This window comes from Streptomyces sp. NPDC048277, from assembly GCF_040652235.1.
Lineage (GTDB): Bacteria > Actinomycetota > Actinomycetes > Streptomycetales > Streptomycetaceae > Streptomyces.
In genome coordinates, this window is record NZ_JBEZLQ010000004.1 from 97,152 (window position 1) to 110,610 (window position 13,459).

Annotated in this window: 11 protein-coding genes; 8 read left to right on the forward strand and 3 right to left on the reverse strand. The window is 71.6% G+C overall.

Translation table 11 applies throughout. From position 1 onward, the window contains the following. The 3 genes from AB0D85_RS10735 to hmgA are packed head-to-tail and all read right to left on the reverse strand — an operon-like array spanning position 1 to position 3,263. Entirely contained in the window at positions 1-1,155 is a 1,155-nt protein-coding gene (locus tag AB0D85_RS10735; RefSeq protein WP_362316868.1) for a type ISP restriction/modification enzyme, read from the reverse strand. A 12-nt stretch (positions 1,156-1,167) separates the two neighbouring features. Further along, on the reverse strand, positions 1,168-1,917 hold the full coding sequence (locus AB0D85_RS10740; RefSeq protein WP_362316872.1) for a GntR family transcriptional regulator: 750 nt from the start codon (positions 1,915-1,917) through the stop codon (positions 1,168-1,170). A gap of 26 nt (positions 1,918-1,943) precedes the next feature. Beyond that, complete coding sequence (gene hmgA, locus AB0D85_RS10745) at positions 1,944-3,263, reverse strand: homogentisate 1,2-dioxygenase (RefSeq protein ID WP_362316875.1); 1,320 nt, start codon at positions 3,261-3,263, stop codon at positions 1,944-1,946. Between the two features lie 218 nt (positions 3,264-3,481). Between hmgA and AB0D85_RS10750 the strand changes: the two genes are divergently transcribed. The 8 genes from AB0D85_RS10750 (at position 3,482) to AB0D85_RS10785 (ending at position 13,455) form a co-directional block, all read left to right on the forward strand. Continuing rightward, positions 3,482-4,021, forward strand: coding sequence for a hypothetical protein (locus AB0D85_RS10750; RefSeq protein ID WP_362316878.1), 540 nt, complete (start codon positions 3,482-3,484; stop codon positions 4,019-4,021). A 64-nt stretch (positions 4,022-4,085) separates the two neighbouring features. Then, positions 4,086-4,700, forward strand: coding sequence for a TetR/AcrR family transcriptional regulator (locus tag AB0D85_RS10755; RefSeq protein ID WP_362316881.1), 615 nt, complete (start codon positions 4,086-4,088; stop codon positions 4,698-4,700). A gap of 189 nt (positions 4,701-4,889) precedes the next feature. Next, on the forward strand, positions 4,890-7,121 hold the full coding sequence (locus AB0D85_RS10760; protein WP_362316884.1) for a molybdopterin oxidoreductase family protein: 2,232 nt from the start codon (positions 4,890-4,892) through the stop codon (positions 7,119-7,121). A gap of 122 nt (positions 7,122-7,243) precedes the next feature. After that, positions 7,244-8,662 (forward strand): citrate:proton symporter, encoded by a 1,419-nt coding sequence (locus AB0D85_RS10765; RefSeq protein WP_362316887.1) that lies wholly within the window; start codon positions 7,244-7,246, stop codon positions 8,660-8,662. A gap of 22 nt (positions 8,663-8,684) precedes the next feature. Then, entirely contained in the window at positions 8,685-9,929 is a 1,245-nt protein-coding gene (locus AB0D85_RS10770) for an MFS transporter (protein WP_362316889.1), read from the forward strand. A gap of 166 nt (positions 9,930-10,095) precedes the next feature. Then, positions 10,096-11,433: an ABC transporter ATP-binding protein gene (locus AB0D85_RS10775; RefSeq protein ID WP_362316891.1), complete on the forward strand. Its 1,338-nt coding sequence runs from the start codon at positions 10,096-10,098 to the stop codon at positions 11,431-11,433. 52 nt (positions 11,434-11,485) lie between these two features. Beyond that, a complete protein-coding gene (locus tag AB0D85_RS10780) occupies positions 11,486-11,938 on the forward strand; it encodes a DUF3574 domain-containing protein (protein ID WP_362316894.1) in 453 nt (150 codons plus the stop codon). Positions 11,939-12,066: 128 nt separating this feature from the next. Continuing rightward, positions 12,067-13,455, forward strand: a complete 1,389-nt coding sequence (locus tag AB0D85_RS10785) for an aldehyde dehydrogenase family protein (protein ID WP_362316897.1) — start codon at positions 12,067-12,069, stop codon at positions 13,453-13,455. Positions 13,456-13,459 lie beyond the last annotated feature (4 nt).

A 13,459-nucleotide genomic window follows, 5' to 3' on the forward strand; every position in this document is an offset into this window, starting at 1 on the left:
TCACAGCAGCGTGAGCTGGCCCGCGGGGCCCTCTTCCGTGTGTTCCAGGATTGACGCTGGTTTGCGGGACGTCTCCGGGAGTGGGAGTACGTTCGCTGTCCTCAGGTCTGTCGTCGTGATCGGGGAGTTGATCTCCAACTCGGTCTGCCGGGACCGTACTTCCGACAGCAGGGCCAGGACCGTGATCAGCTCCAGCAGTTCCGACGTCCATGACTGGGACCAGGCCGCGGGGGCGATCGCCGCCAGGGTTCCCGGTTCCGCCGTCTCTGCCGTCCGTGCTGCGAACCACGCCTCCAGGACCCGTACCTCACCCATTCTGAAGTCCCATGCCTCCGGCGGGACCGGGGAGACGCGGCCTTCGTCGAGGTGGAGGGTCTCCTCCTCCGGGTCGTAGACGGCCGTGAGGGGGCGGGAGGGGAGCGGGGCCCGGACGTAGGGGCGGCGGCCGCCGGGGAGCTTCGGGCGTTCGCCGTCCCGGCGTAGCAGCCACAGGGCCCGGTGGCCCAGTTCCACGCCCTGGGACCAGAGGCCGGGGTCCTCGGTGAGGGGGACGGTGTGGTCCGGGCGGATGGCCGTCAGGGTCCAGGCGAGGACGTCCGGGGGAGTGGGCGTCAGGCCCAGCCGGTCGGCGAGGTGCTCCAGCAGGCCCGGAGCCAGGTTCGGTTCCCTGCCGCCGGGGCGGCGGTAGAGGGGGCGGATGCGGCCCGCGCGCAGGGCGGGGAGGAGCGAGGTCGCCAGCAGCGGCAGGCCCTCCGCCGACTCCACCGCGAAGATCTGGTGGGCGTCCGCCACCCGCCACAACTCCGGGCGGGCCGTGTCGATCAGACGGTGGTCCGGGATCAGCCACTGTTCGTCGAAGGGGGCGGCGAGGACGCGGACCGGGTCCGCGTACGGGCCCGAGGCCTGCTCCAGCCGCTCCGTGCCGGTCGGCTGGCCCGGGAGCTGGGGTACCGCCGAGTGGATCGTCCGGGAGCGCGTCGGCTCGAACAAGGTCTCCCGGGCGGGGCCCTCCGCCCTGAGGAGGGCGTCCCAGCGGGCCTTCAGGGTCGCCGGGTCGGGGGCCGTCGGCCACCCCCGGCCGAGCCGTAGTGGTGCGACGGACCACGGCATGAGGTCCGCCAGCAGCGGAGCGTCGTCGCGCGTCACGCCCGGCATCGTACGACGAGTTCAGGTTGCGTCGAGTGTGACCGTGAAGGAGAAACGGTCTCCCCGGTAGTGGATGACCGCCAGGTCCAGGACCCGGCCGGCGGTGTCGTAGGTGACGCCGGTGTAGTGCAGGATCGGGCTGAGGAGGGGGACTTGGAGGAGACGGGCGGTCTCCGGGTCGGCCAGCCTCGCCTCCACCGTGTCCGTGATGCGGCTGATGTCCGCGCCGACGACATCGCGGAGCACCTTCGTCATCGGCCAGCGGGCCAGGTCCTCCGGGTCGATGCGCTCGGCCAGTTCGGGGCGGACGTGGTTGTAGGCATGGTTGGTGGGCTCGCCCGTCTGCTCGTCGCTGCGCAGGCGGTGGTACGTCGACACCTCGGCGAGATCAGGGAAGAACTCGGTGAGTTCGCCGGTCACCGGGGCTGTGCCGTGGTCCAGCAGCTCTGCCGTCATGCCCGACTGCTGGGCCACGATCGCGTCCACCGAGCCGAGCAGCCGTACCGGGGTGCCCCGGCGGGCGTCCGGCTCGATGAAGGTGCCCCGGCGGCGGTGCCGGCTGATCAGACCCTCGTCCTCCAGCTCCTTCAGCGCCTGCCGCATGGTCAGCACGCTCACGCCGTAGTGCTCCGCCAGCTGTTCCTCGGTGGGCAGCCGGAGCGGGTCCCGGGGCGAGCGGCCGAGTATCGAGGCGCGCAGCGACTGCGACACCTGGTACCAGAGCGGCAGCTTGCGGTTCAGGACGATCGAGTCCGGGGCGAAGGAGGTCACGGGCCATCCGTACCGTCGGGGGATCTTCAGTGCAAGGGGCGGAAGTGGCGTTCCAGGCCCTGCCAGACGTCGTCGTACCGCAGCTGGAGGTGCTCGGCGGTCGCGGCCTGGGGGGTGAGCGTCACCGGCCAGCGGGTCTCGAACATGAACGCCAGGCCGTCGTCGATCCTCTGGGGCTTCAGCTCGGCCGCGCTCGCCCGGTCGAACGTCTCCCGGTCCGGACCGTGCGCCGACATCATGTTGTGCAACGAGCCGCCGCCCGGCACGAACCCCTCCGCCTTGGCGTCGTACGCCCCCTCGACGAGCCCCATGTATTCGCTCATCACATTCCGGTGGAAGTACGGCGGCCGGAAGGTGTTCTCGCCCACCAGCCAGCGCGGCGCGAAGACGACGAAGTCGACACCGGCCAGGCCGGGGGTGTCGGACGGGGACGTCAGCACGGTGAAGATCGACGGGTCGGGATGGTCGTACGAGATGGTGCCGATCACATTGAAACGGCGGAGATCGTAGACGTAGGGCACATGTGTGCCGTGCCAGGCGACCACGTCCAGTGGGGAGTGGTCATATGTGGCGGTCCACAGGTTGCCGCAGAACTTGTTGACCACCTCCACCGGGCCCTCGATGTCCTCGTAGGCTGCGACGGGGGCCCGGAAATCCCGGGCGTTGGCGAGGCCGTTGGCGCCGATCGGGCCCAGGTCGGGGAGGCGGAAGGGCGCGCCGTAGTTCTCGCACACATAGCCACGGGCGGAGGCCTCCAGCAGGTCCACACGGAAGCGGACCCCACGCGGGATCAGCGCCACATGTCCCGGCTCCATATGCAGCAGGCCGAACTCCGTGCGCAGCAGCAGCCCGCCGCGCTCCGGGACGATCAGCAGCTCGCCGTCCGCGTCGGAGAGGACCCGCTCCATCGAGGTGTTCGCGTGATAGAGGTGCACGGCCATGCCGGTGCGCTGGGTCGCGTCGCCGTTGCCGCCCAGGGTCCACAGGCCCGCGAGGAAGTCCGTGCCGGGCGGCGGCTCCGGCAGGGGGTTCCAGCGGAGCCGGTTCGGGTCCGGGGCGATGTCGGTGAAGGGGCCGGTGCGCAGCCCGCCGTCGTCGGCGGCGCGGGTGAACGCCGGGTGGGCGGCCGAGGGGCGGATCCGGTACAGCCAGGAGCGGCGGTTGTGGGCCCGCGGCTCGGTGAAGGCCGTACCGCTGAGCTGCTCCGCGTACAGGCCGAGGGGGGCGCGCTGCGGGGAGTTCCGGCCCTCGGGCAGGGCGCCGGGTACCGCCTCCGAGGAGTGCTCGTTGCCGAACCCCGAGAGGTACGCCAGTGCCTCGGCGGTCTTCCGCACGTCCCCGCTCATGATCGCTCCCTGAACCTGTGAGTCCCTGAGTGCCCGAGTCCTGATTCCTATGTATCACCGTAGGATTGCGCGGGGGTGGGTGCAAGGGGGGCGCGATGCGTCCCGGTCGTCCCGGCCTGCTCGTCCCGGCCTGCTCGTCCCGGTCGTCCTCGCGGGGTAGGGGAGAACCCGACTCCAGGGGGATCCGGTCTTCGCGGCGCTGTTCTACGCTCCCGGGCATGTCGTGGACGCGGGGACTGCCGAGCGCGCTGGCGGCCTGCGTGCTGCTGCTGGTCGCGGCGGCGGGCTGCGGGACGGGGGAGGCGCACGGGCGGCGGGATGCGGGGTCCCCCTCACCGGTGGGCAAGATCCTGGACGACACGGACGAGGGCGGGCGCCACTACCGGGAGATCGACAAGAAGCTGGCGCCCGACATCGGCACGGAGGTCACCCCCGACGCGGCCGGCGGCTGGGACGTCCGGCTCGACGTGCACCGCTTCCGGTTCTCCCCGGCCGGCAGCGCGGCGCGGGCGGTCGCCGGACGCGGCCTCGCCTACCTCTTCGTCGACGGCGACCTGGTGACCCGGCTGCGCAGCCCCGCGTACCACCTCCCCGCGAGGCTCGTCCCGCACGGCACCCACCACATCACCGCCCGGCTCTACGCGGACGACGGCACGGTGTGGGCCGTGCACGGCAAACCGGTCGAGAGCACGGCGGACGTCACGGCGTCCGGCACGGAGACGGCGACACCGACGGCGTCGGCCGCGGCGGCCGGATGAGTGCATGTGCCATCCGTCTCCGTACTGGGGGGCGAGGTTCACCTGATCCCGGCGGAAAGGCATCATGAAGCCCGTGTCCCAAGCGACCTCGCTTCGCAAAGCGCCCGTGCAGCGCCGTAGCGCCGAACGACTGACCAGGATCCTCGATGCCTGTGCCGACCTCCTGGACGAGGTGGGCTACGACGAGCTGAGCACCCGGGCCGTCGCGGCCCGGGCCGGGGTGCCCATCGGCTCGGTCTACCGTTTCTTCGGCAACAAGCGGCAGATGGCCGACGCCCTCGCCCAGCGCAACCTGGAGCGCTACACGGAGCGGGTCACCGAGCGGCTGAAGGACGCGCCGAAGGGCGAATGGCGGGCCGCGATGGACGCGGTGCTCGACGAGTACCTGGCCATGAAGCGCACCGCCCCCGGCTTCTCGCTCGTCGACTTCGGCAACCAGATCCCGGTCGGCGCGCGCTCCGAACCCAACCGCAGGGTCGCCGACCGCCTCACCGACCTGCTCTCCGACTACATCGGCCGCACCCCGGACGAGAACCTGCGCCGCACGTTCCTCGTGGCCGTGGAGACCGCCGACACCCTGGTCCACCTGTCCTTCCGGATGGCCCCGGAGGGCGACGAGACGATCATCGCGGAGACACGGGAGCTGCTGAGGGCCTATCTGGCCCGAGTTCTGGACTGACAGCGGGGAAACCGCCCCGTCAGGGGCGCGGGCCGTATTTGATATGCGGCTCCGCCGCGTGGGCGCGACCAGCCACGGACAACCCGCATCCGAACAACTCGACCTGTACCCGGGGTGCAACAGACCTCCCATCCCGGCATACCGCTCGGTATGCTCGGCCCGAGTTCCACGACTCCCGGGAGGCCCCGCATGTCCCGCACCGCCCTGCGTATCTGCCCCCTCTGCGAGGCGACCTGCGGGCTGACCCTCACCATCGAGGGCACCCGCGTCACCGGCGCCCGCGGCGACCGTGACGACGTCTTCAGCAGGGGGTTCATCTGCCCGAAGGGCGCCTCCTTCGGGGCCGTCGACGGCGACCCCGACCGGCTGCGCACCCCCCTCGTCCGCAGGGACGGCGAGCTGCGCGAGGCCACCTGGGCGGAGGCCTTCGACGCGGTCGCGGCCGGGATCCGGCCCGTCGTGGAGCGGTACGGCGCCAACTCCGTGGGCGTCGTTCTCGGCAACCCCAACGTCCACACCATGGCCGGCGCCCTCTACCCGCCGGTGCTGCTCGCGGCCCTCGGCACCCGCAGCGTCTTCACCGCGTCCACGGTCGACCAGATGCCCAAGCACGTCTCCAGCGGACTGCTCTTCGGCGACGCCAACGCGATACCGGTGCCCGACCTCGACCACACCGACCACCTCCTGCTCATCGGCGCCAACCCCCTGGAGTCCAACGGGAGTCTGTGCACCGCCCCCGACTTTCCCGGCAAGCTCAAGGCGCTCAAGGCCCGCGGCGGCACCCTCACCGTCATCGACCCGCGCCGCACCCGCACCGCGAAGCTCGCCGACCGGCACATCGCCATCCGGCCCGGTGCCGATGCCCTGTTGCTCGCCGCGATGGCCCAAGTCCTCTTCGAGGAGGGCCTGGTGGACCTCGGCGACCTCGCCCCGCACGTCCAGGGCCTCGACGAACTCCGTGCCGAACTGGGGGACTTCACCCCGGACGCGGTCGCCCGTGCCGCGGACGTGGACGCCGGTACGATCCGGGAACTCGCCCGCGAGCTCGCCGCCGCCCCCACCGCCGCCGTATACGCCCGCATCGGCAGCTGCACCGTCCCGCACGGCACCCTCGCCAGCTGGCTCGTCGACGTCCTCAACATCCTCACCGGCAACCTCGACCGGCCCGGCGGCGCCCTCTTCCCGCAGGCCGCCACCGACAAGACCCCGCGCCCCGCCGGTCCCGGCCGGGGCTTCGCGCTCGCGCGCTGGCACTCCCGGGTCAGCCGGCACCCGGAGGCGAAGGGAGAGTTGCCGCTCTCCGCGCTCGCCGAGGAGATCGACACCGCGACCGCCGAGGGCGAGCCGATCCGCGCGCTCATCGCGATCGCCACCAACCCCGTGCTCTCCGCCCCGGACGGTGCCCGGCTCGACAAGGCCCTGGACTCCCTCGACTTCATGGTCAGCGTCGACCCCTACCTCAACGAGACCGCGCGCCACGCCGACGTCGTCCTGCCCCCGCCGCCGCCCTCGCAGAGCCCGCACCACGACTTCGCCTTCAACACCCTCGCCGTCCGCAACCAGGTCCGCTACACCCGTCCCGCCGTCCCGCTGGAGCCCGGCCGGATGGCGGAGACCGAGATCCTGGCCCGGCTGGTGCTGGCGGCCGGCGGCATGCACGGCGCCGAACCGTCCGCCGTGGACGACATGGTCATCGGCCAGACCCTGGGCAAGGCGGTCACGGAGCTCCACTCGCCCGTGCACGGCCGGGACCCGCGGGAACTCGCCGGGCAGCTCACCGGGGACACCGGCCCCGAGCGCCGACTCGACATGATGCTGCGCCTCGGCCCGTACGGCGACGGCTTCGGCGCCCGGCCCGACGGGCTCACCCTGGAGCAGCTGCTCGCCCACCCGCACGGCATCGACCTCGGGCCCCTCGGGTCCCGCCTGCCGCAGCCGCTGAAGACCAGGAGCGGCCAGGTCGAACTGCTGCCGCGGCCGATCGCCGACGACCTGCCCCGGCTGCGCGCGGCCCTCGACACCAGCCCCGCGGCCCTCGTCCTCGTCGGCCGCCGGCATCTGCGCTCCAACAACAGCTGGATGCACAACGTGCCCGCCCTCACCGGCGGCTCCAACCGCTGCACCCTGCACATCCACCCCGAGGACGCCGAACGGCTCGGCGTGCGCGACGGCGCCGACGTCCGCGTCAAGGGCGCCGGGGGAGAGGTGGTCACCCCCGCCGAGGTCACCGACGGCGTCCGGCCCGGGGTCGTCAGCCTCCCGCACGGCTGGGGCCACGACCGCCCCGGCACCCGCCTCAGCCACGCCCAGGCCGCCCCCGGCGTCAACGTCAACCAGCTCCTCGACGGCAGCCTGCTCGACCCGCTGTCCGGCAACGCCGTCCTCAACGGCATCCCCATCGAGGTGACCGCAACCCTGTGACCTGGAGTTTTGCGCTTATTGCTCGCGTGTCAACGTCTTGTTAACGACGTTTGGCGCGACCTAACGTCATCGCATCGCCGGCCCTGGTGGGAGTTCAAGGGCGAACGTTAGGTAATCCATTCATGCTGACCATCCTCGGCTTCACCATGATCGCGACCTTCCTGGTCCTGATCATGCTGAAGAAGATGTCGCCGATCGCGGCGCTCGTGCTGATCCCCGCGCTGTTCTGCGTGTTCGTCGGCAAGGGCGCCCACCTCGGCGACTACGTCATCGACGGCGTCACCAGCCTCGCGCCCACCGCGGCGATGCTCATGTTCGCGATCGTCTACTTCGGTGTGATGATCGACGTCGGCCTCTTCGACCCGGTCGTCAAGGGCATCCTGCGGTTCTGCAAGGCCGACCCGCTGCGGATCGTCGTCGGTACGGCCCTGCTCGCCGCGATCGTCTCCCTCGACGGCGACGGCTCCACCACCTTCATGATCACCGTCTCGGCGATGTACCCGCTGTACAAGCGCCTGAAGATGAGCCTGGTCGTGATGACCGGTGTCGCCGCGATGGCCAACGGCGTGATGAACACCCTGCCCTGGGGCGGCCCCACCGCCCGGGCCGCGACCGCGCTCAAGCTCGACGCCAGTGACATCTTCGTGCCGATGATCCCGGCGCTCGCCATGGGCCTGCTCTTCGTCCTCGCCCTCGCGTACGTCCTCGGCCGCCGCGAGCGCAAGCGGCTCGGCGTGCTGACGCTGGACGAGGTGCTGGTCGAGGAGCAGGAGACGGTCCTCGTGGGGGCCGGCAAGTCCCCGGCGCGCGCCGGCGCTCCGCGCCCCGGCCTTCCCGGGACCCCCGACGGCGAGCACGGCGGCGAGGACGGCGGTGAGCACGGCGGCGAGGACGACGGCTTCCAGGGACTCGACCCGCACCGCGAGACCCTGCGTCCCAAGCTCTACTGGTTCAACGCGGCGCTCACGGTCGCCCTGCTCACCGCCATGATCATGGAGTGGCTGCCGATCCCGGTGCTCTTCCTGCTCGGCGCGGCCCTCGCCCTGACCGTCAACTACCCGCAGATGCCCGCCCAGCGGGCCCGCCTCGCCGCCCACGCCGAGAACGTGCTCAACGTCTCCGGCATGGTCTTCGCCGCCGCCGTCTTCACCGGCGTCCTCCAGGGCACCGGCATGGTCGACCACATGGCCGAGTGGCTTGTCGGCAACATCCCCGACGGCATGGGCCCGCACATGGCCCTCGTCACCGGCGTGCTGAGCATCCCGCTCACGTACTTCATGTCCAACGACGGCTTCTACTTCGGCATCCTCCCGGTCCTCGCCGAGGCCGGCCAGGCCCACGGTGTCCCCGCCGTGGAGATCGCCCGCGCCTCGATCGTCGGCCAGCCGCTGCACATGTCCAGCCCGCTCGTGCCGGCCGTCTACGTCCTGGTCGGCATGGCCAAGGTCGAGTTCGGCGACCACACGCGCTTCGTGGTCAAGTGGGCCGCGCTGACATCGCTGGTGGTGCTCGGGGCAGGAATCCTCTTCGGAATCATCTGACATAGCGCAAGGAGGCCTCACCATGGCGCCCGGCAGGAACCGCGGCTGGCTGCTCCGTCTCGTCATCGCCTTCGGCTTCGCGCAGGGGGCGGTGTCGATGGCCCGGCCCGCCGTCTCCTACCGGGCGCTCGCGCTCGGCGCGGACGAGCGGGCGATCGGTGTCATCGCGGGCGTCTACGCCCTGCTCCCGCTCTTCGCCGCCGTACCGCTCGGCCGCCGCACCGACCACGGGCGCTGCGCGCCCCTGCTGCCCGTCGGTGTGGTGCTGATATCCGGCGGCTGCGCGCTCAGCGGACTCGCGGACTCCCTCTGGACGATGGCCCTGTGGAGCGGGGTGATGGGCCTCGGCCACCTCTGCTTCGTGATCGGCGCCCAGTCCCTGGTGGCCCGCCAGTCCGCCCCGCACGAACAGGACCGCAACTTCGGGCACTTCACCATCGGGGCGTCACTGGGCCAGCTGATCGGCCCGGTCGCGGCCGGTGCGCTGATCGGCGGTCCCGACATGGCGGGCACGAGTGCGCTCGCGCTGGTGGTGGCGGGTGCGGGGGCCGCGGTCGCGTTCACGTCGCTGTGGCGCATCGAGGACCGTACGGCGGTCACGTCCCGCACGGCGGAGGGGGACCGCGTGCCGGTGGGCCGCATCCTGCGCGCCCGGGGAGTGCCGGCCGGCATGCTGATCAGCCTGTCCGTGCTGTCCGCGACCGACATCCTGACCGCGTACCTCCCGGTGGTCGGCCAGCACCGGGGTATCGCGCCCGCGGTGATCGGCGTGCTGCTCAGCGTGCGGGCGGGGGCGACGATCGCCTGCCGGCTGGTTCTCACGCCGTTGCTACGACTGCTGGGCCGGCCGGTGCTGCTGACGGTGACGTGTCTGCTGGCGGCCGTGCTGTGCGCGGGGATCGCGCTGCCGGTGCCGGTGTGGGGGCTCGGGCTGATGCTCGCGGTGCTGGGGTTCTGTCTGGGGGTGGGGCAGCCGTTGTCCATGACGACGGTCGTGCAGGCCGCGCCGGAGGGGGCGCGGTCGACTGCGCTGGCGTTGCGGTTGACGGGGAATCGGCTGGGGCAGGTGGCTGCGCCGGCCGCGGCGGGGTTGGTGGCGGGGGTTGCGGGGGTGGCGGCTCCGTTTGTGATGCTCGGGGGGCTGTTGCTCCTGTCTTCCGGAGTGGCGTTGCGGTCGCAGGAAAGTACGCCCAGTGGGGTGGGGGCGGATGTGCGTTCGCGGCTGCTGCGCCGTCGTGGCTTGTCGCGCAGTTCCCCGCGCCCCTAAGGGGGTTGCCCTGCCGCATGCTGAACAGATCCGTCCGTTTTTTGGCTTGCCTGGTCGCTTTCTGAGTATCTCGGTATGTGTCTTCCCCCTCCCCCACACATTCCGTTAACTTCCGTGACCCACAGGCCCGTACGTCCCGCACGCGGCCTTCGGCCACGGAGCAGCCATGACACGCGCCATCTCCCTGCACAACGTCAGCAAGGCCTTCGCGCGAGGCGTTCGCGTGGTGGACCGGTTATCGCTGGACATCGCTCCCGGGGAGTTCCTCGTGCTGCTCGGTCCGTCCGGTTGTGGCAAGTCGACCGTGCTGAGAATGATCGCGGGACTGGAGGAGATCGACGAGGGAGAGCTGTTCCTCGACGGCGAGTACGGCAACGACCTCCTGCCGTCCGACCGGGACATCGCGATGGTGTTCCAGAACTTCGCCCTCTACCCGAGCATGACCAGCCGCGACAACATCGGCTTCCCGCTGCGCATCGAGACGCCCGGCTCGGACCCGCGCCCCCGGGTGGACGCCACCGCCCGCATGCTGGGCATCGAGGACCTCCTGGACCGCTTCCCCGGCCAGCTCTCCGGCGGTGAACGCCAGCGCGTCGCGATGGGACGGGCCATCGCCCGGCATCCGTCGGCCTTCCTGATGGACGAGCCGCTCTCCAACCTCGACGCCAAGCTCCGCAGCCATCTACGTGCCGAGATATCGAAGCTGACCCGGGAACTGGGCGTCACCACGGTCTACGTCACCCACGACCAGGCCGAGGCCATGTCGCTCGGCGACCGGGTCGCCGTCCTGCGCGGCGGGGTCCTCCAGCAGGTGGACACCCCGCGGGCGGTCTACGCCCTGCCCCGCAACGTCTTCGTCGCCGCCTTCATCGGCACCCCGCGCATCAACCTCCTGCGAGGGGTGATCCGCGCCCCGCTCGACGGCGCGATGACGGTCAACCTGGGCAAACAGGCTCTGCCGCTGCCCGAACCCCTCTCCCTGGACCACCGGTTGCTGCGGGTGCAGCAGGGCCGGGAGGTGATCGTCGGGCTGCGTTCGGAGGCGGTGCGGATCGCCAAGCACTCCACCGCCCGGCCCGGGGAGGTGCCGCTCACCGGTCTGGTGGAGCATGTCGAGTTCCAGGGGCACGAGGTGCTCGTCCACTTCGACACCGGCTCCCGGCCCGCCGTCGTACCGGAGCTGGAGGCCCCGCGCCCGACCGGCCGGCCGTCCCGGCGCCGGCGGCGGGAGGGGGCGGTGACGGTGCTGGACCGCCTTCGGGACCGGGCGAGTTCGAAGCGGGCGGGACCGGTCGTCGTACTGGAGGATCCGCCGGAAGCCCGACCCGTGCCCCCGGAGGGGCGGCTGCCCGGCGATCTGGTCGTGCGCACCACGCCCGATCTCCAGCTCCGGCACGGTATGCAGATCCCGCTCCTGGTCGACCTCGCCCACCTGTTCGTCTTCGACCAGCACGGCGAACGGATCTGCCCGTCCCCGGCACGGCTGCCCGACCTGGACGAGTGAATCACTCCGGGAATCCCGGTCCGGAGAGGGGGAAATCGCCTAGGAATGGGGCATGCGCACTCATTCCCTCCGTAACCGGTCGGCTCTCGCCGTCGCCGGGCTGCTGCTCGCCGGTGCCCCGACCGCCTACACGGCGTTGGCCGACGGCCGGCCGCCGGCCGCGCCGACGCGTGGAAAGCCGTATGTCGAGACCCGGCTGTTCTTCGGTACCGCCCGCCCCGACGGCGGGCCCGCCGTCACCGACCGGCAGTTCATGGCCTTCGTCGACAAGGAGGTCACCCCGGACTTCCCCGACGGACTCACCGTGCAGAGCGGGCGCGGGCAGTGGCGGGACGCGCACGGCACGATCGAGAAGGAGCGGTCGTACGAGCTGATCCTGCTGTATCCGGTGTCGGCGGCGCCGGGCGGCGACCGGAAGATCGAGGAGATCCGGCGGGCCTACGAGAAGGCCTTCGCGCAGGAGAGCGTGGGGCGGGTCGACGAGCGGGCCCAGGTCGACTTCTGATCGTGCCCGGGTCGGTTTCTGACCGTGTCGACTCCTGATGTCGGCGGGGCATGTCTGGCGCACTAAAACTATCGTCGCTAGTTTGTGTTTCGGACGACGAGGACACAGCTCCGCCGGGAGGAAGCAGCATGAAGGCACACGACGGCCTGTACATCGACGGCGCCTGGCGCGCCGCCGAGAGCCGGGATGTGATCGAGGTCGTGAACCCGGTCGACGAGCAGGTCATCGGCCGGGTCCCGGCGGGCGGCGCGCTGGACGTCGACACCGCCGTACGCGCCGCTCGTGCCGCCCTCCCGGCCTGGGCCGCCACCCCGCCCGCCGAGCGGGCCGCCCGCCTCCGCGAGCTGCGTGACGTCCTGGTGGCCCGCAAGGACGAGATCGCCGAGACGGTGAGCGCGGAGCTGGGCGCGCCGCTGCAGTTCTCCCAGATCGTCCACGCGGGCGTGCCGATCGCGGTCGCGGGCTCGTACGCCGAGCTGGCGGGTAACCATCCCTTCGAGGAGAAGGTCGGCAACTCGACCGTCTACCAGGAGCCGGTGGGCGTGGTCGGCGCGATCACGCCCTGGAACTACCCGCTGCACCAGATCGTCGCCAAGGTCGCCCCGGCGCTCGCCGCCGGCTGCACGGTCGTCCTGAAGCCCGCCGAGGACACCCCGCTCACCGCCCAGCTGTTCGCGGAGGCCGTGCACGAAGCGGGCCTCCCCGCCGGTGTGTTCAACCTGGTCACCGGCCTCGGCCCGATCGCCGGGCAGGCCCTCGCCGAGCACCCCGGGGTCGACCTGGTCTCCTTCACCGGCTCCACGGCCGTCGGCAGGCAGATCGGCGCGACCGCCGGGGCGGCCGTCAAGAAGGTGGCCCTGGAGCTGGGCGGCAAGTCCGCGAACGTCATCCTGCCGAGCGCCGATCTCGCCAAGGCCGTGAACGTCGGCGTGGCCAACGTGATGTCCAACTCCGGCCAGACGTGCAGTGCCTGGACCCGGATGCTGGTGCACGCCGACCAGTACGAGGAGGCGGTGGAGCTGGCGGCCACGGCCGCCGCCAAGTACGGCGAGCGGATCGGTCCTGTCGTCAGCGCCAAGCAGCGGGCGAGGGTGCGGGGTTACATCGAGAAGGGCATCGCGGAGGGGGCCCGGCTGATCGCGGGCGGTCCCGAATCCCCGCGTGAGCAGGGCTACTTCGTCAGCCCGACCGTCTTCGCCGACGTCACCCCCGAGATGACGATCGCGCAGGAGGAGATCTTCGGCCCGGTGCTGTCGATCCTGCGCTACGAGGACGAGGCGGACGCGCTCCGCATCGCCAACGGCACGGTCTACGGGCTCGCGGGCGCCGTCTGGGCCGGGGACGAGACGGAGGCGGTGGCCTTCGCCCGGCGCATGGACACCGGGCAGGTCGACATCAACGGGGGCCGGTTCAACCCCCGTGCCCCGTTCGGCGGTTACAAGCAGTCGGGGGTCGGCCGCGAGCTCGGCGCGCACGGCCTCGCCGAGTACCTCCAGACCAAGTCCCTGCAGTTCTGAGGAG

Excerpts from the sequence above, each read along its gene's own strand:
- AB0D85_RS10735 (WP_362316868.1), bottom strand. The coding sequence starts at position 1,155 with ATGCCGGGCGTGACGCGCGACGACGCTCCGCTGCTGGCGGACCTCATG.
- hmgA (WP_362316875.1), bottom strand. The coding sequence starts at position 3,263 with ATGAGCGGGGACGTGCGGAAGACCGCCGAGGCACTGGCGTACCTCTCG.
- AB0D85_RS10750 (WP_362316878.1), top strand. The coding sequence starts at position 3,482 with ATGTCGTGGACGCGGGGACTGCCGAGCGCGCTGGCGGCCTGCGTGCTG.
- AB0D85_RS10755 (WP_362316881.1), top strand. The coding sequence starts at position 4,086 with ATGAAGCCCGTGTCCCAAGCGACCTCGCTTCGCAAAGCGCCCGTGCAG.
- AB0D85_RS10760 (WP_362316884.1), top strand. The coding sequence starts at position 4,890 with ATGTCCCGCACCGCCCTGCGTATCTGCCCCCTCTGCGAGGCGACCTGC.
- AB0D85_RS10765 (WP_362316887.1), top strand. The coding sequence starts at position 7,244 with ATGCTGACCATCCTCGGCTTCACCATGATCGCGACCTTCCTGGTCCTG.
- AB0D85_RS10770 (WP_362316889.1), top strand. The coding sequence starts at position 8,685 with ATGGCGCCCGGCAGGAACCGCGGCTGGCTGCTCCGTCTCGTCATCGCC.
- AB0D85_RS10775 (WP_362316891.1), top strand. The coding sequence starts at position 10,096 with ATGACACGCGCCATCTCCCTGCACAACGTCAGCAAGGCCTTCGCGCGA.
- AB0D85_RS10780 (WP_362316894.1), top strand. The coding sequence starts at position 11,486 with ATGCGCACTCATTCCCTCCGTAACCGGTCGGCTCTCGCCGTCGCCGGG.
- AB0D85_RS10785 (WP_362316897.1), top strand. The coding sequence starts at position 12,067 with ATGAAGGCACACGACGGCCTGTACATCGACGGCGCCTGGCGCGCCGCC.